17 protein-coding genes and 5 tRNA genes are annotated in these 19,931 nt (G+C 69.7%); 12 read left to right on the top strand and 10 right to left on the bottom strand.

Annotation, left to right across the window (positions count from 1 at the left end):
• Positions 1–51 precede the first annotated feature (51 nt).
• Both ABZT02_RS42405 and ABZT02_RS42410 read left to right on the top strand, forming a co-directional pair.
• Positions 52–1,647 carry an acyl-CoA carboxylase subunit beta gene (locus ABZT02_RS42405; protein WP_356027961.1) on the top strand — a complete coding sequence of 532 codons (1,596 nt, stop codon included), beginning with the start codon at positions 52–54 and terminating at the stop codon, positions 1,645–1,647.
• A 57-nt stretch (positions 1,648–1,704) separates the two neighbouring features.
• Positions 1,705–1,896, top strand: coding sequence for an acyl-CoA carboxylase subunit epsilon (locus ABZT02_RS42410; RefSeq protein WP_037712356.1), 192 nt, complete (start codon positions 1,705–1,707; stop codon positions 1,894–1,896).
• 151 nt (positions 1,897–2,047) lie between these two features.
• Here the strand turns inward: ABZT02_RS42410 and ABZT02_RS42415 are convergent, their stop codons facing one another.
• From ABZT02_RS42415 to ABZT02_RS42450, 8 genes are all read right to left on the bottom strand, one after another.
• Positions 2,048–2,629, bottom strand: coding sequence for an ATP/GTP-binding protein (locus ABZT02_RS42415; protein ID WP_009314218.1), 582 nt, complete (start codon positions 2,627–2,629; stop codon positions 2,048–2,050).
• On the bottom strand, positions 2,610–3,200 hold the full coding sequence (locus tag ABZT02_RS42420; protein ID WP_356027964.1) for a DUF742 domain-containing protein: 591 nt from the start codon (positions 3,198–3,200) through the stop codon (positions 2,610–2,612). Before ABZT02_RS42420 ends, ABZT02_RS42415 begins: the two co-directional genes overlap by 20 nt.
• 101 nt (positions 3,201–3,301) lie before the next feature.
• The gene (locus tag ABZT02_RS42425; protein ID WP_007384910.1) at positions 3,302–3,715 is read right to left on the bottom strand and encodes a roadblock/LC7 domain-containing protein; all 414 of its coding nucleotides are present in this window, start codon (positions 3,713–3,715) and stop codon (positions 3,302–3,304) included.
• Between the two features lie 10 nt (positions 3,716–3,725).
• Positions 3,726–7,013, bottom strand: a complete 3,288-nt coding sequence (locus ABZT02_RS42430; protein WP_356027966.1) for a nitrate- and nitrite sensing domain-containing protein — start codon at positions 7,011–7,013, stop codon at positions 3,726–3,728.
• A 402-nt stretch (positions 7,014–7,415) separates the two neighbouring features.
• A complete protein-coding gene (locus ABZT02_RS42435; RefSeq protein ID WP_123991819.1) occupies positions 7,416–7,991 on the bottom strand; it encodes an ATP/GTP-binding protein in 576 nt (191 codons plus the stop codon).
• Complete coding sequence (locus ABZT02_RS42440) at positions 7,972–8,370, bottom strand: DUF742 domain-containing protein (RefSeq protein ID WP_031054058.1); 399 nt, start codon at positions 8,368–8,370, stop codon at positions 7,972–7,974. Before ABZT02_RS42440 ends, ABZT02_RS42435 begins: the two co-directional genes overlap by 20 nt.
• Before the next feature lie 110 nt (positions 8,371–8,480).
• Positions 8,481–8,894 carry a roadblock/LC7 domain-containing protein gene (locus ABZT02_RS42445; RefSeq protein ID WP_003993189.1) on the bottom strand — a complete coding sequence of 138 codons (414 nt, stop codon included), beginning with the start codon at positions 8,892–8,894 and terminating at the stop codon, positions 8,481–8,483.
• A gap of 9 nt (positions 8,895–8,903) precedes the next feature.
• Complete coding sequence (locus tag ABZT02_RS42450) at positions 8,904–12,770, bottom strand: nitrate- and nitrite sensing domain-containing protein (RefSeq protein WP_356027969.1); 3,867 nt, start codon at positions 12,768–12,770, stop codon at positions 8,904–8,906.
• A 566-nt stretch (positions 12,771–13,336) separates the two neighbouring features.
• Here ABZT02_RS42450 and ABZT02_RS42455 point away from each other — a divergent pair.
• The 9 genes from ABZT02_RS42455 (at position 13,337) to ABZT02_RS42495 (ending at position 17,410) form a co-directional block, all read left to right on the top strand.
• Entirely contained in the window at positions 13,337–13,519 is a 183-nt protein-coding gene (locus ABZT02_RS42455; RefSeq protein WP_007384915.1) for a hypothetical protein, read from the top strand.
• Between the two features lie 135 nt (positions 13,520–13,654).
• On the top strand, positions 13,655–14,440 hold the full coding sequence (locus ABZT02_RS42460; protein WP_356027971.1) for a fumarylacetoacetate hydrolase family protein: 786 nt from the start codon (positions 13,655–13,657) through the stop codon (positions 14,438–14,440).
• Entirely contained in the window at positions 14,433–15,947 is a 1,515-nt protein-coding gene (gene gltX, locus ABZT02_RS42465; RefSeq protein ID WP_356027973.1) for a glutamate--tRNA ligase, read from the top strand. The genes ABZT02_RS42460 and gltX overlap by 8 nt, the downstream gene beginning before the upstream one ends.
• Before the next feature lie 106 nt (positions 15,948–16,053).
• Positions 16,054–16,788, top strand: a complete 735-nt coding sequence (locus tag ABZT02_RS42470) for an HAD family hydrolase (protein WP_356027975.1) — start codon at positions 16,054–16,056, stop codon at positions 16,786–16,788.
• Positions 16,789–16,879: 91 nt separating this feature from the next.
• A tRNA-Gln gene (locus tag ABZT02_RS42475) sits at positions 16,880–16,951 on the top strand.
• A gap of 40 nt (positions 16,952–16,991) precedes the next feature.
• A tRNA-Glu gene (locus tag ABZT02_RS42480) sits at positions 16,992–17,064 on the top strand.
• Positions 17,065–17,126: 62 nt separating this feature from the next.
• Positions 17,127–17,199: transfer RNA gene (locus ABZT02_RS42485), tRNA-Glu, on the top strand.
• Between the two features lie 20 nt (positions 17,200–17,219).
• Positions 17,220–17,291, top strand: a tRNA-Gln gene (locus ABZT02_RS42490).
• A gap of 46 nt (positions 17,292–17,337) precedes the next feature.
• Positions 17,338–17,410: transfer RNA gene (locus ABZT02_RS42495), tRNA-Glu, on the top strand.
• 67 nt (positions 17,411–17,477) lie between these two features.
• Here the strand turns inward: ABZT02_RS42495 and ABZT02_RS42500 are convergent.
• Positions 17,478–18,122, bottom strand: a complete 645-nt coding sequence (locus ABZT02_RS42500; protein ID WP_356027977.1) for a MerR family transcriptional regulator — start codon at positions 18,120–18,122, stop codon at positions 17,478–17,480.
• Positions 18,123–18,202: 80 nt separating this feature from the next.
• On the opposite strand from ABZT02_RS42500, the gene ABZT02_RS42505 reads away from it, so the two are divergent.
• On the top strand, positions 18,203–18,715 hold the full coding sequence (locus tag ABZT02_RS42505) for a DUF4188 domain-containing protein (protein WP_356027980.1): 513 nt from the start codon (positions 18,203–18,205) through the stop codon (positions 18,713–18,715).
• 226 nt (positions 18,716–18,941) lie between these two features.
• Here the strand turns inward: ABZT02_RS42505 and ndgR are convergent, their stop codons facing one another.
• On the bottom strand, positions 18,942–19,658 hold the full coding sequence (gene ndgR / locus ABZT02_RS42510; RefSeq protein WP_286064918.1) for an IclR family transcriptional regulator NdgR: 717 nt from the start codon (positions 19,656–19,658) through the stop codon (positions 18,942–18,944).
• Positions 19,659–19,931: the final 273 nt, after the last annotated feature.

Below are 19,931 nucleotides of genomic sequence, written 5' to 3' on the forward strand. Positions count from 1 at the left end.
TGTGAGGAGTCGACGGCTCGCTTTTCTCGCGGGTGTTCGTATGGTCGCTACATGACCGTTTTGGATGAGGCGCCGAGTGAGTCGACGGGCGAGCCGACGGACGCGCGCGGGCGGGTGGCCGAGCTGCACGAAATCCGTGCGACGGCCCTGGCCGGCCCCAGCGAGAAGGCGACCGAGGCGCAGCACGCCAAGGGCAAGCTGACCGCACGGGAGCGCATCGAGCTCCTCCTCGACCCGGGGTCCTTCCAGGAGGTCGAGCAGCTGCGCCGGCACCGGGCGACCGGATTCGGCCTGGAGGCCAAGAAGCCGTACACCGACGGTGTCATCACCGGCTGGGGCACGGTGGAGGGCCGTACGGTCTTCGTCTACGCCCACGACTTCCGCATCTTCGGCGGCGCGCTGGGCGAGGCCCACGCCACGAAGATCCACAAGATCATGGACATGGCTATCGCGGCCGGAGCGCCGCTGGTGTCGTTGAACGACGGCGCGGGCGCCCGTATCCAGGAGGGTGTCAGTGCCCTCGCGGGCTACGGTGGCATCTTCCAGCGCAACACCAGGGCGTCGGGTGTCATCCCGCAGATCAGCGTGATGCTCGGCCCGTGCGCCGGCGGCGCGGCCTACAGCCCCGCCCTCACCGACTTCGTCTTCATGGTCCGCGAGACCTCCCAGATGTTCATCACGGGACCGGATGTCGTGAAGGCGGTGACGGGCGAGGAGATCACCCAGAACGGCCTCGGCGGCGCGGACGTGCACGCCGAGACGTCGGGCGTCTGCCACTTCGCCTACGACGACGAGGAGACGTGCCTCGCCGAGGTGCGCTACCTGCTGTCGATGCTCCCGCAGAACAACCGGGAGAACCCGCCGCGGGTGGAGTCCGCCGACGCGGCCGACCGGCGCGGCGAGGTCCTCCTCGACCTGGTCCCGGCGGACGGCAACCGGCCGTACGACATGGCCAAGGTCATCGAGGAGATCGTCGACGACGGCGACTACCTGGAGGTCCACGAGCGCTGGGCCCGCAACATCATCTGCGCGCTGGCCCGCCTGGACGGCCAGGTCGTCGGCATCGTGGCGAACCAGCCCTCGACGCTCGCCGGTGTCCTGGACATCGAGGCATCGGAAAAAGCTGCACGCTTTGTCCAGATGTGTGACGCTTTCAATATCCCGATCGTCACTTTCCTGGACGTCCCCGGGTTCCTTCCGGGCGTCGACCAGGAGCACGGCGGCATCATCCGGCACGGCGCCAAGCTGCTCTACGCCTACTGCAACGCCACCGTGCCGAGGATCTCCCTGATCCTGCGCAAGGCGTACGGAGGTGCCTACATCGTCATGGACAGCCAGTCCATCGGTGCGGACCTCACCTACGCCTGGCCGACGAACGAGATCGCCGTGATGGGTGCCGAAGGTGCCGCCAACGTCATCTTCCGGCGTCAGATCGCCGAGGCCGAGGACCCCGAGGCCATGCGGGCCCGCATGGTCAAGGAGTACAAGTCCGAGCTCATGCACCCGTACTACGCGGCGGAGCGTGGCCTGGTGGACGACGTGATCGACCCGGCGGAAACCCGCGAGGTCCTGATCCGGTCCCTGGCGATGCTCCAGTCCAAGCACGCCGACCTGCCCTCCCGTAAGCACGGCAACCCTCCGCAGTAACCCAGCGGACCCTCCGCGACACCCTCGCGGAAACCTCTCTCACGGAGACTGTGACCTATGAGCACCCCTGACATCCGCGTCGAGAAGGGCCACGCCGAGCCCGAGGAAGTCGCCGCGATCACGGCGATCCTGCTGGCTCGCGCCGCGGCCCAGCCCTCCGAGACCCCGGCCCACCGAGGCCGCCCCAGGGCCGGCTGGCGCCGCCTGGAGCGCGAGGGCGGCTTCCGCGCCCCGCACAGCTGGCACTGAGCTCTTTCCGTACGAACGACTAAGGGCCCCTCTCGAAAGAGGGGCCCTCAGTCTTGCCCAGGGAGCGCGGGGAACTGCGCGAACGGCCACCGAGCACCCGCAGACGGCGTACAACCGTCCGTGGCAGCCCAGTGGCCGCAAGAGCCGCCTACTACCGCAGGCGAGCCATCAGCGCGTGCTCGACCAGGGTGATGAGCGCAGACTTGGCATCCGCCCGGTGCCGCGCGTCCGTCGTGATGATCGGGGTGTCCGGGCCGATCTGGAGCGCCTCGCGCACCTCGTCCGGGTTGTACGGCTGCTGGCCGTCGAAGCCGTTCAGGGCGATCACAAAAGGAAGCCCCGAGTTCTCGAAGTAGTCGACCGCCGGGAAGCAGTCGGCAAGGCGCCTCGTGTCCACGAGGACGATCGCGCCGATGGCGCCGCGGACCAGGTCGTCCCACATGAACCAGAAGCGGTCCTGGCCGGGTGTACCGAAGAGGTACAGGATCAGGTCCTGGTCCAGGGTGATGCGGCCGAAGTCCATGGCGACCGTGGTGGTCGTCTTGTCCCCGGTGTGGGTGAGGTCGTCGATGCCCGCTGACGCGGACGTCATGACGGCCTCGGTACGCAGCGGGTTGATCTCCGAGACGGCCCCGACGAACGTGGTCTTGCCCACGCCGAAGCCACCCGCCACCACGATCTTCGCCGAGGTGGTGGAGCGGGAAGGACCGCCGCTAGAGCTTGCGAAGTCCACTGAGCACCCTTTCGAGCAGTGTCACGTCTGGCTGGCCGCCGGCGCTCTCGTCGCCGCCGGGCTGATGGATGGCGACCAGTCCCGCCTCCGCCAAGTCGGCGACGAGGATCCTGGCCACGCCGAGGGGAATGGTCAGCAACGCCGAAATCTCGGCTACCGACTTGATCTCTCGGCAGAGATTGCAGATCCGCTGATGCTCGGGCAACTGGCCCTGCATCTGATGCGGCTGCGCGGTGGTGTGCACCAGCGCCTCGATGGCGAGCTGGTAGCGCGGGCGAGTCCGGCCGCCTGTCATGGCGTACGGACGCACCAGGGGGTTGCTGGCGCCTCCCGCGGGTGAAGGCTCGGAGGAGCGTCGTTGCGGCTGCACGGGCTGGATGCGCGGGGCGGGCGGCTGGTCGTACGGCGAGGGACCGGGACCCTGCGGGCCCTGGGGCGCGTACGGCTGCTGACGCCGCTGGCTGGGTGCGGAGGGGAAGTTGTAGCGGTTCGAGTTCTGGGAACCGTCGTTCTGGCCCTGGCCAGGGCCGTACGACCAATTGCCAGATGAACCACCTGGGGGTGTTGCCACTCTCTCTCCTCCTCCGACTGTGCCGGGGCACCCATCACGCTGTGTGGAGCCGCGTCCCGAAACCTTACGGCCCCGGGACGCCAAAACGCACCGTCTGTTTGTCAGTTGAGCAGGCTGCCCTGGAGCTCCGCACGCAGATCGGGCGTCAGGACCGAACCGGCGCGGTCCACCAGAAGAGCCATCTCGTACCCGATGAGACCGATGTCCGCCTCCGGATGTGCGAGAACCGCGAGGGACGAACCGTCGGATACGGACATGATGAAGAGGAATCCCCGCTCCATCTCCACAACAGTCTGGTTCACCGCGCCGCCCTCGAAGATGCGCGAGGCACCCGCGGTCAGCGAGGTCAGACCGGAGGCGACGGCCGCAAGCTGGTCGGCTCGGTCGCGCGGAAAGCCTTCGGACATCGCCAGAAGGAGTCCGTCGGCGGAGACCACCACCGTGTGGGACACCCCCGGGGTGTTGTCCACGAAGTTGGTGATCAACCAGTTCAGGTTCTGCGCCGCCTGGCTCATCGGGCTCACACTAACGCTCCTGGTTGTAGGTGCTGTCAGAACCGAAGCCCTGACCGTTCGTTTCACTGCCTGCGTTGCGGCCCCGCTGGACACCGCGACGCAGGTTGCTCAGCCTGCCCCGGACGTCCTCGGGAGCACGGGAGACCGATGGGCCCCCCTGGTGAGTGGCTTCGGCGGCTCCCTCGACCAGGTTGGCCTTGGGTACCCGCCGCGGCAGACCGGAGGAGGTGACCCCGCCCGCCTTGGGCTTCCGGAGCTGGGAGGCCTGTTGCCACCGCGCGTCGTTGGCCGAGCGCCAGCTGTCGCCGCTGCCGTTGCTCTCCGGCGCCGGAGCCGACGGCTCCTGGTTCGCGTTCCGCGTGCCGTTCGAGCCGTTCGCGCCGCTCCCGGTGGAGCCACGGCGGGGAAGCCCGGCGTCGGTCAGCTTGTGACCCACGGAGGCGGGGGCCGGCCCCGGACGGTCGAAGCCTACGCGGTCGCGCTCACTCACGTCAGCGGCCTGCGCAGATTCCGCTTCCGGAGCGTACTGGTCCGGGTAGCCGCCCTGGTAGCCGTCCGACTGCGGCCAGTCATCCTGGTAGCGGCGCTCCTCGAAGCCCGAGAAGGGCTCCGGGGCGGTGGCGTGCACCGCCGCGGGCTCCTCCTGGACCGGCTCCGCATAGGAGGGTTCCGGGTAGCCGCCGGCCGGGGAGAAGGTGTCGTTCTGCGGCAGGCCGCCGTTCTGCGCGAAGTACGGCTCTTCGTACGCCGGACGGTTCGGCTCCTCGTACGCCGTCTGCCGCTGCCCCTCGTACGGCGCCTGCGGAGCCTCCTCGTACGACGTCTGCTGGTCGTACGCGGCGGGCTGCTGCTCGGGGTAGCCGTTGCGGCTGTTGTCGTAGCCGGCCTGCGGGGCGGCGCGGGAAGCGTCGAACGCGTCGGTGTACGACGACTCCGGACCCTGCAGGGCCGGCGGCTCGTCCTGGCTCTGGGCCTCCAGGGCCGCCCGGCGCTCCTCGCGCATCAGGGAGCGGCCGACCGGGTCCAGCTCGCGTATGTCGTCCGGGACCTCGGAGTAGCGGCTGTCGTCGAAGCCGAGCTCCGCTGCCGTACGCATGGGCAGACCGTTGTTGAAGTCCTCACCCTGGTACTGCTGCTCCGGCATGATCTGCGAGACGGTGAACTCGTCGGCGGCCGGCTGGTGCTCGCCGCCACCGCCGTGCGTGATCGCGTCGGGCAGCATGACCAGCGAGGTGGTGCCGGCCTGCTCGCCCGAGGGGCGCAGCTGGACGCGGATGCCGTGCCGGTCGGACAGCCGGCCGACCACGAACAGGCCCATGCGCTGGGAGATCGCGGCGTCCACGGTCGGCGGGTTGGCCAGCTTGTGGTTGATGTCCGCGAAGTCCTCGGCGGTGAGGCCGATGCCCTTGTCGTGGATCTCGATCATGATGCGGCCGTCGGGCAGCCGGGTCGCGGTGACGCGGACCTTGGTCTGCGGCGAGGAGAACGTCGTGGCGTTCTCCAGCAGCTCGGCCAGCAGGTGCACGAGGTCGGTCACGGCCCGGCCGTGGATCTCGGCCTCCGGAACACCCGACAGCTCGACACGCTCGTACTGCTCCACCTCGGAGGAGGCGGCACGCAGGACGTCGACCAGCGGGACCGGCTGGTCCCAGCGGCGGCCGGGCTCCTCGCCGGCGAGGACCAGGAGGTTCTCGCCGTTGCGGCGCATACGGGTCGCGAGGTGGTCCAGGCGGAAGAGGTTCTCCAGCTGGTCCGGGTCGGCCTCGTTGTTCTCCAGCTCGGTGATCAGGGTCAGCTGGCCCTCGATCAGCGACTGGTTGCGCCGGGACAGGTTGGTGAAGATCGCGTTGATGTTGCCCCGCAGCAGGGCCTGCTCGGAGGCCAGTCGTACGGCCTCGCGGTGGACCTGGTCGAAGGCGCGGGCGACCTCGCCGATCTCGTCCCTGGTGTTGATGGGAATCGGCGCGACCCGGGTGTCGACCCGGCCGGGGTCGGTGCGCGAGAGCTGGTCGACCAGCATCGGCAGCCGCTGCTCGGCGATGCCGAAGGCGGCGTTGCGCAGCTGGCGCATCGAGCGGGACATCTGCCGGGCGACCGCACCGGCCAGGATGAACGCGAGGAGCAGGGCGACCACGACGGCGGCACCCACGATGAACGCGTCGCGCTTGGCCTCGTCGGCGATGTTCGCGGCCTCGTTCACCGCGGTGTCGGCCAGGTCCGTCTCGATCTGCCGGTAGGCGTTGTACTTGAGGGTGTTGACCGCCCACCAGTTCTCGGCGGTGATGCCGTCCTTGGCGAGCGCCCCACGGGCGCTGTCGTCCATCGACGGCAGCTGGGCGATGCTGGAGACCATGTCCGTCGGGTTGGACGGCGGCGGGACGTAGTCCGGGTTCTTGGCGGCGGCCTCCTTGGCCAGCGCCGCTCCGTCCGTCTGGATCTGCTTCTTGGCGGCGTCGAGCTTCGCCGCGTCGGCCGCGGTGCCACCGCCGACGTACTCCTCGACGGCGATGCCCTCCAGGTACGCGTACGAGGAGAGGGCGACCTTCTGGCTGGCGAAGCTGCTCAGACCCGGGCCGGGCTTGATCAGCAGGTGCATGCCGATGGAGCGCTGCAGCGACAGGGCCGCCTTGGTGAGCTCGATGGCGTAGACCGTACGGCCGTAGCTGGTGATGTTGCCGGTGCCGAGGCCGAGCTCGTTGGCGAACTCCGTCAGCGGGTGCGCGATCTGGGTGTAGCCCTCTTCGGTCTTCACGCCGGTGAGCTTGGAGGAGGTGTAGGCGCCCGCGCGCAGCGTCTGGAGCCCTCCCTCGCCGTCCCGGAACAGCTGGAGGCGGCGCTCGAGGCCCGCCTTCTGCGGCATGTTCTGGGCGGCCTCGTCGAAGGCGTCGGCGGCCTGGTCGGTCTTCTTGCGGGCGGCGACGACCGTGGCGTTGTCCTGGCCTTCCCCGCTCAGCAGGGGGGCGGCGGTGCTGTCGCGCTCTTGGTAGAGGGCGTCGGCGTAGCTGAGGGAGGCCCGGACGAGGCGCGCGGTGTTCTCCGCGTCCTCGGCTTCCCGCCAGGTGTCGATCGAGCTCTTGACCTGGAAGCCGCCCATGACGAGGCCGACGATCACGGGTATGAGCAGGATCGCGTTCAGCCGGGTGGGCACCCGCCAGTTGCGCGGGGAGAACCGTCCACCGCCGGACGGCGGCGCAGCCGTCGGCTCCGGACCGGACACAGGGGCGGACGCCGCTCCGCGCGGCGGCGGGGTGAAGTTGCCCCGGGCCGACGGCTCGGGACCGTTCTTGCTTCGCCTCACTCGACCAACAACCTCTCGGAGGGGTCGGCACCTACGTTGTGCCGCAGTCTCTCAGCGCCCAATACGTCATCGACTGATGAGTACGTCTTTGACTATTGGGCAGTTCAGGCATTCCAGCACGACGGCCTGCACACCTCCAAACAGTGGTACGCGCGGATTCCGCGTGATGTAAACCCCAGATAAAACGGTCATAAAGAGCGAGCCCCGTCAAAAGACGGGGCCGTTGTGAGCGCAGCGAGACCGGTTGGCAACCACGCGTGGCCGTACCACCCGATTCCTCTGCCGAAACGTTATGAACACCGGGGCCGACCGTGTCCAAGGCCACAGCCGGCTCCGGGACATCTACGACAACTGCCGTATGGCGATGTTGATTTGGGAGCGGGTCGACACGTCCCTGGGGCGTTACCGCAGGCGGGCCATGAGGGCGTGCTCGACCAGTGTGATCAGGGCACTCTTGGCGTCCGACCGGTGCCGGGCGTCCGTCGTGATGATCGGCGCGTCCGGCCCGATCTGCAGGGCCTCGCGCACCTCCTCGGGAGCGTACGGCTGGTGCCCGTCGAAGCCGTTGAGGGCCACGACGAACGGCAGGCCGCTGTTCTCGAAGTAGTCGACCGCGGGGAAGCAGTCGGCGAGACGCCGGGTGTCCACCAGGACGACCGCGCCGATGGCGCCGCGGACCAGGTCGTCCCACATGAACCAGAAGCGGTCCTGGCCGGGTGTACCGAAGAGGTACAGGATCAGGTCCTGGTCCAGGGTGATGCGGCCGAAGTCCATGGCGACCGTGGTGGTCGTCTTGTCCCCGGTGTGGGTGAGGTCGTCGATGCCCGCTGACGCGGACGTCATGACGGCCTCGGTACGCAGCGGGTTGATCTCCGAGACGGCCCCGACGAACGTGGTCTTGCCCACGCCGAAGCCACCCGCCACCACGATCTTCGCGGAGGTGGTGGTCCGCCCCGCGTCAGAGCTTGCGAAGTCCACTGAGCACCCTTTCGAGCAGCGTCACATCGGGAGCGCCGCCGTTGTTCTCGTCGCCGCCCGGCTGGTGGATGGCCACCAGGCCGGCCTCGGCGAGGTCCGCGACGAGGATCCTGGCCACCCCGAGCGGCATGGCGAGCAGCGCCGAGACCTCGGCGACCGACTTCACCTCACGGCACAGGTGGCAGATGCGCTGGTGCTCGGGGAGGAGCCCCATCATTGCCGCCGGGTCGGCCGTGGTGCTGATCAGGGCCTCGATGGCGAGCTGGTAGCGCGGCCGGGTCCGGCCGCCGGTCATCGCGTACGGACGTACCAGCGGCTGGTCGCCCTCATCCTCGTACGGCTCCGCGTACGGATCATGAGAGGCGGTGGGCGGGGTCATGAATCCTCCGGGCGGGACAGCAAGTCGGTCTGGCTAGCCGTCTGGTGAGGCCGGTGGGGGGATTGTGGCGGCCGGACGGTGATTTGGTGAGACGGGTGGATCCGGTGGGGTCAGTGGAGCAGACTGCCTTGCAGCTCGGCTCGCAGATCGGGCGTGAGGACGGCCCCCGCGCGATCGACGAGCAGTGCCATCTCATAGCCGACGAGGCCGATGTCGCATTCCGGGTGCGCGAGGACCGCGAGCGAGGAACCGTCCGAGACGGACATGAGGAAGAGGAATCCCCGCTCCATCTCCACGACGGTCTGGGCCACGCTGCCGCCCTCGAAGATCCGCGAGGCACCCGCCGTGAGCGAGGTCAGCCCCGACGCGACGGCCGCCAGCTGGTCGGCACGGTCGCGCGGGAAGCCCTCGGACATCGCCAGCAGAAGGCCGTCGGCGGACACGACGACGGTGTGGGACACCCCGGGGGTGTTGTCCACGAAGTTGGTGATCAACCAGTTGAGGTTCTGTGCCGCCTGGCTCATCGGGCTCAACTAACGCTCCTGCTGGTGAGTGGGGTTCGGGAAACTGCCCGTCTGGCCGTTGCCGCCGACCTGACGACCTTGCGCGATACCCCGACGGAGATTGGTCAGCCGACCGCGCACGTCATCAGGCGCACGCGAGACAGCCGGACCGCTTTGGTGCTGTTGCTGCTGAGCCGTACCCGGGACGAGGTTCGCCCTGGGTACCCGGCGCGGCAGACCGGAGGTGGTGACACCGCCCGCGGCCGGCTGGCGGACACGCTCCGCCTGCCGGACGAGGTCGTCGTTCGGCGAACTGCGCCAGGCCGCGGAGGCCGCGGGCCGTTGCGGAGCGCCGGCAGAACTCTGTGGGGACGCCGAGGCCTGCTGCTGCCGCGGGGCCTGAGCCGGGGAGGAGCCGTTGCCGTTGGCCGACTGCTCCTGTTCCTGCTGCTGGCTGCCGTGGAACCAGTTGGTCTCCAACGTGTCGTACAGCGGCGTACGGCCGTCACCGGGACCCGCGGGCGGCAGCGCCTCGGGCTCCTGGCGGACCGGCCGCTGCTGCGGCCGCGGCGGCACGGGCGGCCGCGGGGCACCGAAGTCGGCACCGTTGGTCTGGGGGCGCTCGAACTGGCCCGTGGACGCGGGGTCCTGACGGCCGGGCAGCGAGTGCTGCCCGGTGGAACTCCCGTCGTAGCCCGGCATCGCGAACTGGCCCGTCGAGCCGTTGTCGTACGCCGACGGAGTCGCGAACTGCCCGGTCTGCGAGCTGCCGTTCTGCGCGGGCGAAGTGCCGAAGACGTCCGGGCGGACGTAGCCACCCGTGTTCTGCGGATCGTTCGCGCCGGGACGGGGGAACTCGCCGGTGTCCTGGGGGCCGTTGGATCCCGGCCGCGGGAACTGGCCGGTGTTCTGCGGGCCGACCGCGCCCGGACGGGGGAAGTCGCCCTGCGGGCCGTTCGCACCCTGCATCGGGAACTGACCGGTGTTCTGCGGGGCGTCGAAGTCCGGGCGGGGGAACTCGGAGGTGCTCGCCGGACCCCGGTGGTCCTCGATCCGCGGCATGCGTGATGTGGCGGCGGGGTCCTGCTCGTCGTGGCCGCGCGGGACGTCGAGCGAGGCGCGCGGCACCGGCGGCTGCGCGTTCTCGTCGCTCCAGCTCGGCGTGCGGGGCTGGTTGCCGCCCGGCAGCTCGGCCCGCGGACCACCGCGGCCCGGCAGCTGCGGCCGACGGCGCCGGCCGCCCGGCTCGGGGGCCTGGCCGGCGTTCGGGGCCTGCGCCGGCGGGGGCACGGAACCCCGGCCGCCGAAGGCGTCCTGTCCGCCGCCGAAAGCGTCCTGGCCACTGAAGGCGTTTTGGCCCGGACCGCTCGTGCCCGCGGCCTGGAGACCCTGCGGGGCACCCGGCGCCTGGCCGCCGAACCCGGCACCGGCCGGAGCGGGCCGGCCCTGCGGAGGCATACCGGGACCCTGCGGTCCACGCTGCCCGCCCGGCGCACCGGGGCGACCGCCCTGGCCACTGCCGGGCAGCGCGGCCCGCGGTCCCTGACCGGCGTTGAGCCGCCCGCCCGACGGGGCACCGGCGCCGAGAGCGCCGCCGCCCGCGCCACCGGGCGCACCGCCGAGAACGCCGCCGCCCTGGCCGTTGCCGCCGCCACGACGGGCCGCGGCCACACCGGCGGCGGCCTGCGCCGCCGCGGGGGCACCGGGGGCGCCCTGACCGGGCTTGGGCTGGGGCTTCTTGCCGCCCTGGGCGACATCGACGGGCAGCATGACCAGCGCGGTCGTGCCACCGGAGTCGGACGGGCGCAGCTGGATGCGGATGCCGTGCCGCTGGGACAGCCGGCCGACCACGAACAGACCCATGCGGCGGGAGACGGAGACGTCCACGGTGGGCGGCGAGGCGAGCCGCTCGTTGATCGCGGCGAGGTCCTCGGGGGAGAGGCCGATGCCGGTGTCGTGGATCTCGATCAGGACGCGGCCGTCGGGCAGCGCGTGACCGGTGACCTTGACCTTGGTCTGCGGGGAGGAGAACGATGTGGCGTTCTCCAGCAGCTCGGCGAGCAGGTGCACGAGGTCGTTGACGACCCGGCCGGCCACTTCGGTGGTCGGCACGGAGGACAGCTCGATGCGCTCGTACTGCTCCACCTCGGAGGCCGCGGCGCGCAGCACGTCGACCAGCGGGACCGGGCGGGTCCAGCGGCGGCCGGGCTCCTCACCGGCGAGGACGAGGAGGTTCTCACCGTTACGGCGCATACGCGTCGCGAGGTGGTCGAGCTTGAAGAGCGAGGACAGCTGGTCCGGGTCGGCCTCGCGGGACTCCAGTTCGGAGATGAGCGAGAGCTGACGCTGGATGAGGCCCTGGGAGCGGCGCGAGAGGTTGGTGAACATCGCGTTGACGTTGCCCCGCAGCAGGGCCTGCTCGGCGGCGAGGCGGACCGCCTCGCGGTGCACGTCGTCGAAGGCCGCGGCCACGCGGCCGATCTCGTCCCGGGAGTGCACACCGACCGACTCCACGGACGTGTCGACGTCCTGCGGGTCCGCCTCGGACAGCTGCTTGACCAGCTCGGGCAGGCGGTCCTGGGCGACCTTGGTGGCGGTCTCCTGCAGGCGGCGCAGCGAGCGGATCATGGACCGGGCCACGACGAAGGCGCCGACCAGGGAGACACCGAGCACGATCAGGATCAGCGCACCGGCGATGATCGCGTCGCGTTCGGTGGCACTGCGCAGCTCGCGGGCCTTCTGCTCCATGTCCTCGAGCAGCGTGTGCTCGATGTTCCCCATCTGCTGGATCTTGGTCGAGCTGTCGTCGACCCAGTCCTTGTAGGAGCGCCGGTCGAGGTCGGCGAGGCCCTCGGGCCGGCCGAAGGCACGGCCGGCGTACTGGTCGGACGCCTCGATGGTGGAGCTGCCGTCCTCGACCGGCTTGAGGAGTTCCTCGGCGCCGTCGTCGCCGTAGATGCTCCGGAAGCTGCTGAGGTCGGACTCCTCGCTCTCCAGGGCGCCCTGGGCGTACAGCCGGTCGTTCTCGGTGAGGTTGCCGAGGGTCGTGTTGTTGGCCGGCAGGGCCGCGGCGAGGATCGCGCGCTGGATGGACGCGTACTCCTTGGCGGAGGAGAAGGCCGCCAGGGCGCGGGTGCGCTGGATCATGTCCGGGTTGCTGGTGGCCTCGGCCATGTCCTGCGAGAGGTCCAGCAGGTGGGTGATCAGCCGGTGGTAGGACTCCACCGTCTGGGTCGCGTTGCCCTTGGTCTCGTAGGCGTCGCTGCGGATCTTGCTGAGCGTGTCCAGGTCGCGGACCAGGCCGACGAGGCTGTCGCGGACGCCCTGGAGGTTGCCGTCCTTGCTGGAGGTGTCGATGTCCTCGGCGGCGTTGATGAAGTTGGTCGCGGCCCGGTCCGTCTTGTCCCGGTAGCCCTTGACCGTGATGTTGCTCGCCGTGGAGTTGTGCGCCAGCGGTCCGGCCGACTGGTCGCGCTCCTCCTGGAGGGCGGCGGCCAGCTCGGTGGCCTGCTTGGTCATCTCCGTCAGCAGCTTCATGTTGTCGAGCTGCTGGATGTCGTTCATGGAGTCGTTGATGCGCAGCGCGCCCAGCGAGGTGGCCGCCACCACGGGGAGCGCGAGCAGCGACACCAGGCGCGTGGAGATGCGCCAGTTGCGCAGGGCTACGCGCGACCCCGGGCCGTTCGGGCCCTTCGGGGGCTTCACCGGCGGCGTGGCCGCCGGGCCCGAGGACGCCGACGTGCCGGGGCGCCCGGGGCCGGAACCACCGTCGGCCGACGGGTTCGGGCCCGGGTTCTGGGCGTGCTGGGGGGAGGAACTGCCGACATTGGGGCCAGTCCCGCCGTGCCGCTCCGGCTCGGCCGAAGCGCTGCCATCCCTCTTGAAACGTCCCTGCACTAGCGTCGCAACCTCTGGACCAGGCGCTCCTCCGCAGGACGGCGGAGCACGGTGTCGGCGTTGTGGGGAGCGCCCTGAATACGCACCCCGGATGGTCGTGAGTGACCGGCGCTGGCTCCCCCTTCTCACCGCCGCTCGGCGCTTCTCAGCGCCCCCTGTGCGCCGGTTCGATCCCGCGGCGGTCCGTGGAATTCCAGCACAGTGCAGGATCTCCAACAAGGTCCGAGGGTCAGACCGTGACCTACGTGACACCACGTGAGGGTCGTGTCACCGGGTGTGGAAAGCGTTCCTGTCGATATCGGACATAGGTCCGCGAGTCACCCCGCAGGGGTAGGTGTCCCAGTCGCCATGATCAGGAGCGGAATGATGGCTTCAGGGAGTCAATGTCCGTTTCATTGGGGTGAGTCGAGGCTGGCAATTGTCCGGTTTGCCCATAGGTCAGTGAGCAAACTCACATGACGATCACAGGGTCTTCGCGCGTTCTGAAGGGAATGGCATGTTTAGCCTGACGCTTTACAAGAAGGCCGCATCTGTCCAACCCACCACAGCCGAGGTCGAGTACAACCGTGAAGACGACGATGATGTTCCGCAACATTGCCAACCCGCGGCGCACGACGCTGGCGCACCTCGAGGACGCCGACGCACTGCAGATCCCGGAGCAGCCGGAGCACCCGCTCGACCTCCCCGCCCAGACCGCCAACCCCCGGCGCACGGTCCTGATGGAGATCCCGGTCTCCGCGGCCAAGTAACCGTAGCGCGCCCGGATCACCGCCCTGCGGGGAGGGGGCCCGGGCGCCGCGCGGTCCTGAGCCTCGGGGCACCCTTCCCGCGTTAGCCTGGAGCGTCAGACTCCAGTCGGCCGAGTAGAGGGGCGCCCAGATCCCGTGCGCATCGCCAGATTCTCCATCGACGGGAACGTCGCCTTCGGCGCGGTCGAGGGCGACAGGCCGGACGAGCTCGTCCTCGACATCATCAAGGGCATCCCGTTCGCGGACTTCGAGCTCTCCGGTACGAAGGTCCCGGTCAACAAGGTGCGTCTGCTGCCGCCGGTGCTCCCCAACAAGGTCGTGGCGTACGGCCGTAACTACGCCGACCACGCCAGGGAACTGGGCCACGACGTCCCGGACGTCCCGTTCGCCTTCTTCAAGCCCTCCACCTCGGTGATCGGCCCCGGCGACGAGATCCAGTACCCGTCCTTCTCCGCGGACGTCCACCACGAGGCCGAACTGGCCGTCGTCATCGGCCGTATGTGCCGCGAGGTCCCGCGCGAGCGCGTCAAGGACGTGATCTTCGGCTACACCTGCGCCAACGACATCACCGCCCGCGACGTCCAGAAGCGCGAGAAGCAGTGGGCGCGGGCCAAGGGCTTCGACACCTCCTGCCCGCTGGGCCCCTGGGTGGAGACGGACCTGGACCTGGAGACGGCATCCGACCTGACGATCCAGCTCACCGTGAACGGCGAACAACGCCAGCTCGGCCGCACCAGCGAGATGATCCACGGGATCGAGGATCTGATCGTCAACATCTCCGAGGCCATGACGCTGCTCCCCGGCGACGTGATCCTCACGGGCACCCCGGCAGGCGTCGGGCCGCTCACCGTCGGCGACGAGGTCGCCGTCACCATCGAAGGCATCGGCACTCTCACCAACAAGGTTGTCAAGCGTGGCTAGCGCACCCTCCCCCAGGCTCTCGACTTCGCTCGCGCTGGGGGTACCCCCACGCGTACGTTTCTGCCCCTCGCCCACCGGTAACCCCCATGTGGGCCTGGTCCGCACTGCCCTGTTCAACTGGGCGTTCGCCCGGCACCACCAGGGCACGCTCGTCTTCCGCATCGAGGACACCGACGCGGCCCGCGACTCCGAGGAGTCCTACCACCAGCTCCTCGACTCGATGCGCTGGCTGGGCTTCGACTGGGACGAGGGCCCCGAGGTCGGCGGCCCGCACGCGCCGTACCGCCAGTCGCAGCGCATGGACCTCTACAAGGACGTCGCAGCCAAGCTCCTCGACGCCGGCCACGCCTACCACTGCTACTGCTCCCAGGAGGAGCTGGACACCCGCCGCGAGGCGGCCCGCGCGGCCGGCAAGCCGTCGGGCTACGACGGCCACTGCCGCGACCTGAGCGCCGAGCAGGTCGAGGAGTACAAGGCCCAGGGCCGTACCCCCATCGTCCGCTTCCGCATGCCCGACGAGACGATCACCTTCACGGACCTGGTCCGCGGCGAGCTGACCTTCACCCCGGAGAACGTTCCGGACTACGGGATCGTACGAGCCAACGGGGCGCCCCTCTACACGCTCGTCAACCCGGTCGACGACGCGCTGATGGAGATCACGCACGTCCTGCGCGGCGAGGACCTGCTGTCCTCCACCCCGCGCCAGATCGCCCTGTACAAGGCGCTGATCGAGCTGGGCGTCGCGAAGACCGTGCCCGCCTTCGGGCACCTGCCGTACGTGATGGGCGAGGGCAACAAGAAGCTCTCCAAGCGCGACCCCCAGGCCTCGCTCAACCTCTACCGGGAGCGAGGCTTCCTGCCCGAGGGCCTGCTCAACTACCTGTCCCTGCTGGGCTGGTCGCTCTCCGCGGACCAGGACATCTTCACCACCGACGAGCTGGTCGCGGCCTTCGACATCGCCGACGTGAACCCCAACCCGGCCCGCTTCGACCTGAAGAAGTGCGAGGCGATCAACGCCGACCACATCCGCCTGCTCGACGTGAAGGACTTCACGGAGCGCTGCGCCCCGTGGCTGCGGGCCCCCTTCGCCCCGTGGTCCCCGGAGGACTTCGACGAGACGAAGTGGCAGGCGATCGCCCCGCACGCCCAGACCCGCCTGAAGGTCCTCTCCGAGATCACCGACAACGTCGACTTCCTCTTCCTCGCGGAGCCGGTCTTCGACGAGGCGAGCTGGGCGAAGGCGATGAAGGAGGGCTCGGACGCCCTGCTGCGCACGGCCCGCGAGAAGCTGGAGTCGGCGGACTGGACCTCGCCGGAGTCCCTCAAGGAGGCCGTCCTGGCCGCCGGCGAGACCCACGGCCTCAAGCTCGGCAAGGCCCAGGCCCCGGTCCGGGTGGCCGTCACCGGCCGCACGGTCGGTCTGCCCCTCTTCGAGTCCCTGGAGATCCTGGGCAAGGAGACGACGCTGGCGAGGATCGACGCGGCGCTGGCGAAGCTCGCCGCGTAGGTCACGCCCGCGCGAAGGGGTGGAGCCCGGACTTCCGGGCTCCACCCCTTCGCGTATCGGCCGCCGGCCCGGTGTGCCGGCGGCCGCCGCAGGCTACCGTCGGCACATGAGCATCCAAGCCGTGGTCTGGGATGTCGACGACACCCTCTTCGACTACACCGGTGCCGACCGCATCGGCATGCGCCTGCATCTGACGGCCGAGGGGCTGCTGGAGGCGTACGAGAGCGTCGAGCGGGCCATCGTGAGGTGGCGGGCGGTCACCGACGCCCAGTGGGCGCGGTTCTCGGCGGGCGAGGTCGACTTCCAGGGGCAGCGACGCGAGCGGGTGCGGGTGTTCCTCGGCGAGGAGCTGACCGACGCGGAGGCCGACGCCTGGTTCCAGCGGTACATCGCGCACTACGAGACCGCCTGGGCCCTCTTCCCGGACGTCCTGCCCGCCCTGGACGCCCTCGCCGGCAGCCACCGGCACGCGGTGCTGTCCAACTCCAGCATCCACGTCCAGGACCACAAACTGCGCGTCCTCGGCGTCCACGACCGCTTCGAGGTCATCCTGTGCGCCGCCGAGCTGGGCGTCTCCAAGCCGGAGGCCGGCGCCTTCCTCGCGGCCTGCGACGCCCTGGAGCTGGACCCGCACCAGGTGGCGTACGTCGGCGACCACCCGGAGATCGACGGCCGGGGCGCCGCCGAGGCAGGACTGCTGTCGGTCTGGATCGACCGCGACGGCGGTGTGCACGCCCAGGTCCCCACGCCCGCCGGGCCACGCCGCATCGCCTCGCTCGCCGAACTCCCCGCGATCCTCGGCGCGGATACCCGTTTTGGAGCCCCGTCCACCTTCAGGTAATGTTCTTCCTGCGCCGCCGGGGAGCGGGCCGAAAGGCCGGGAACCGGAGGAGCGAACTAGAACAAGATCCCCTCAGGGGCTTGCGTTCCAGTGGCCTATGGTGTAATTGGCAGCACGACTGATTCTGGTTCAGTTAGTCTTGGTTCGAGTCCAGGTAGGCCAGCTCGCAGAGCTCATCTGCAGGCGGAGATCAACTCCGCGAAGCCCCCGTTGTGTAGCGGCCTAGCACGCTGCCCTCTCAAGGCAGTAGCGCCGGTTCGAATCCGGTCGGGGGTACAGATCCTTCCCGGAGGGTCAGTCCGGGTCGCACCCGCTGACTCTCACGCAGGATCGCTAGGGCCCCCGTTGTGTAGCGGCCTAGCACGCCGCCCTCTCAAGGCGGTAGCGCCGGTTCGAATCCGGTCGGGGGTACGCTTTACCTTGAATTGCATTGGTCTATGGTGTAATTGGCAACACTACGGTTTCTGGTACCGTCATTCTTGGTTCGAGTCCAGGTAGACCAGCTCGGACCTGCGGCGTTGTAAATTGAACGCGTGCAGGATCGCTAGGGCCCCCGTTGTGTAGCGGCCTAGCACGCCGCCCTCTCAAGGCGGTAGCGCCGGTTCGAATCCGGTCGGGGGTACGAGACGAAGGCTCTTCGCTGTGGCGGAGGGCCTTCGCTGCGTTCCGGGTTCAGTCGCGTCCCGGGTTCATTCGCAACCGTATCTGCGGGTCGACTCCTCCTCCTGGGCCAGCCGGTGCAGTGCCTGCAGCATCGGTTCGACGAGCACCACGCCCAGCACCGCGACCTCGGCCTTCTCCGCCTCCGACATGTGTGACTCCATGAACGCCATGTCCAGTTCGGCCACCTGGCGCATCAACCGTGCGTAGGGCACGAGGATTTCGGGACTCCAGTCGTAGCCGAGACGCCGCAGCGCGGCCGCCGCCACCACCAGGGAACGGAACGCGGGGGAGACGTTCGTCATGGCCTGCGCGTTGGACCACCCCAGCGTCCTGAGCAGCTCCTCCATCGCGGCCCGGGCGCCCAGCACGAACTCGTCGTCCGCGTCCGGCTCCGGTACCTGCGGCAACGCCCAGACCGCTGCGCCCAGGCGCATCGCGCGGGGCAGGGAGTCGTCGTCGACGTGGCCCAGTACCTCCCTGACCGTGGCCACCGGCACCTTGCCGACCTGGATCATCGCGCGCACCAGCCGCAGCCGCCGCAGATGGTCCTCGTCGTACTCGGCCGTCGTCGCGTTGATCTGGCGGCCGGGCGGCAACAGCCCTTCGCGCAGGTAGTACTTGATCGTCGCGGTGGACACACCGCTGCGCTCGCTGAGTTCGGCCAGCCGCATCTCTTGTGGCCCCTCTCGGATACCGGCACTATCCAAGCATCCGCACTCGGATAGTGCTGCTTGCCAACAAGGGGGGTCCCATGTTCGGGAAGAAGGTCGCCGCAGGCCGCACCACCGCGTCCACGAAGGGTGACGTGGTCGTCCTGCTGATCGGGATGCGCATCAACCACTTCTGGGCCGTGCACCACTGGCTCCCGGTCCTGCTGGCCATGCCCCGGATGCTGCGGGAGCTGTCGCGGGCGCCGGAGCGGGGGCTGCTCTCCCACGTACTGCTGACGGCGTCACCGCGGACGTACTACGTCGTCCAGTACTGGGAGTCGAAGGAGAAGCTGTACGCGTACGCGCACTCGCCGGAGATGTTCCACCACCGGGCGTGGACGATGATCAACCGCAAGGAGAAGGCGGGGAAGGCGCGTCAGCACGTGGGCCTGTGGCACGAGGCGTACGTGGTGCCGGAGGGGTCGTACGAGTCGATCTACGCGGACATGCCGGCGTTCGGGCTGGCGGCGGCGCATGGGCAGGTGCCGGTCGAGCGCCGGGGTCGGTCCGCGAAGGAGCGGTTCGCCCACAAGTCCGGGAGTGTGACTCCCTAGGGGCGCGGGAACTGCGCGACCAGCCGCGACGGCGGGTCGGACGGGCGACTGCCTGTGGTGGCGGAGTCTGCGCCGTGCGCGCTTCGGAAGGGGGCACGTGCGGGCCCGTGGGGCTGATCGCGCAGTTCCCCGCGCCCCTGGGTGGGGCATCTTCCCGTCGGTCCAAGTCCTGCCGCGGCGTTGAGGCCGGTCCTGAGCCGACGGGGATACGACCGTCCCCTGCTGCTCAGCCCGTCCTGCGCAGCGCCTCGGAGAGGCGAGCCGCCGCGTCGATGACCGCCTGGGCGTGCATACGGCCCGGGTGGCGCGACAGGCGCTCGATGGGGCCCGAGACGGAGACGGCGGCCACCACACGGTTGGAGGGGCCGCGTACCGGCGCGGAGACGGACGCGACGCCCGGCTCGCGCTCGCCGATGGACTGCGCCCAGCCGCGGCGCCGGACGCCCGAGAGGGCGGTGGCCGTGAAGCGGGCGCCCTGGAGACCGCGGTGCAGGCGCTCGGGCTCCTCCCAGGCCATCAGGATCTGTGCCGAGGAGCCCGCCTTCATGGTGAGCGTCGAGCCGACCGGGACCGTGTCCCTGAGGCCCGAAAGGCGCTCCGCCGCGGCGACGCAGATCCGCATGTCGCCCTGGCGGCGGTAGAGCTGAGCGCTCTCGCCCGTGATGTCCCGCAGATGCGTGAGCACCGGGCCGGCCGTCGCGAGGAGTCGGTCCTCGCCTGCGGCCGCGGCCAGCTCGGCGAGGCGCGGGCCCAGAATGAAACGGCCCTGCATGTCGCGTGCCACCATGCGGTGGTGTTCCAGAGCCACGGCCAGCCGGTGGGCCGTGGGTCGTGCCAGTCCGGTCGCTGCGACCAAGCCCGCGAGGGTGGCCGGACCGGACTCCAGGGCGCTCAGGACAAGGGCTGCCTTGTCCAGGACGCCGACGCCGCTACTGTTGTCCATGAAACGATACTCACGTCTCACTCTGTGAAACGCAAGTTCCTTTTTTCGTGAGACGCGCAACCCTTGTAGGCACAGCGGCCCGCAGACCAACGGGCCAGGCGGCGGGTGCCCGGGAACAGGGGCCGTGGGCGTCGCCTCCACAAGAGCTTCTAGTTGGGTCGGCGCAGCTCTGGCCGACCGGAGGGAAAGCGATGGGTAGGACACTCGCGGAGAAGGTCTGGGACGACCATGTCGTCCGGCGCGCCGAGGGCGAGCCCGACCTCCTCTACATCG

The sequence above is a fragment of the Streptomyces sp. NPDC005402 genome, from assembly GCF_040606575.1.
In the GTDB taxonomy this organism is placed as follows: domain Bacteria; phylum Actinomycetota; class Actinomycetes; order Streptomycetales; family Streptomycetaceae; genus Streptomyces.

Excerpts from the sequence above, each read along its gene's own strand:
- ABZT02_RS42470 (WP_356027975.1), top strand. The coding sequence starts at position 16,054 with ATGAGCATCCAAGCCGTGGTCTGGGATGTCGACGACACCCTCTTCGAC.
- ABZT02_RS42500 (WP_356027977.1), bottom strand. The coding sequence starts at position 18,122 with ATGCGGCTGGCCGAACTCAGCGAGCGCAGCGGTGTGTCCACCGCGACG.
- ABZT02_RS42425 (WP_007384910.1), bottom strand. The coding sequence starts at position 3,715 with ATGAGCCAGGCGGCGCAGAACCTGAACTGGTTGATCACCAACTTCGTG.
- ndgR (WP_286064918.1), bottom strand. The coding sequence starts at position 19,658 with ATGGACAACAGTAGCGGCGTCGGCGTCCTGGACAAGGCAGCCCTTGTC.
- ABZT02_RS42410 (WP_037712356.1), top strand. The coding sequence starts at position 1,705 with ATGAGCACCCCTGACATCCGCGTCGAGAAGGGCCACGCCGAGCCCGAG.
- ABZT02_RS42440 (WP_031054058.1), bottom strand. The coding sequence starts at position 8,370 with ATGACCCCGCCCACCGCCTCTCATGATCCGTACGCGGAGCCGTACGAG.
- ABZT02_RS42445 (WP_003993189.1), bottom strand. The coding sequence starts at position 8,894 with ATGAGCCAGGCGGCACAGAACCTCAACTGGTTGATCACCAACTTCGTG.
- ABZT02_RS42405 (WP_356027961.1), top strand. The coding sequence starts at position 52 with ATGACCGTTTTGGATGAGGCGCCGAGTGAGTCGACGGGCGAGCCGACG.
- ABZT02_RS42505 (WP_356027980.1), top strand. The coding sequence starts at position 18,203 with ATGTTCGGGAAGAAGGTCGCCGCAGGCCGCACCACCGCGTCCACGAAG.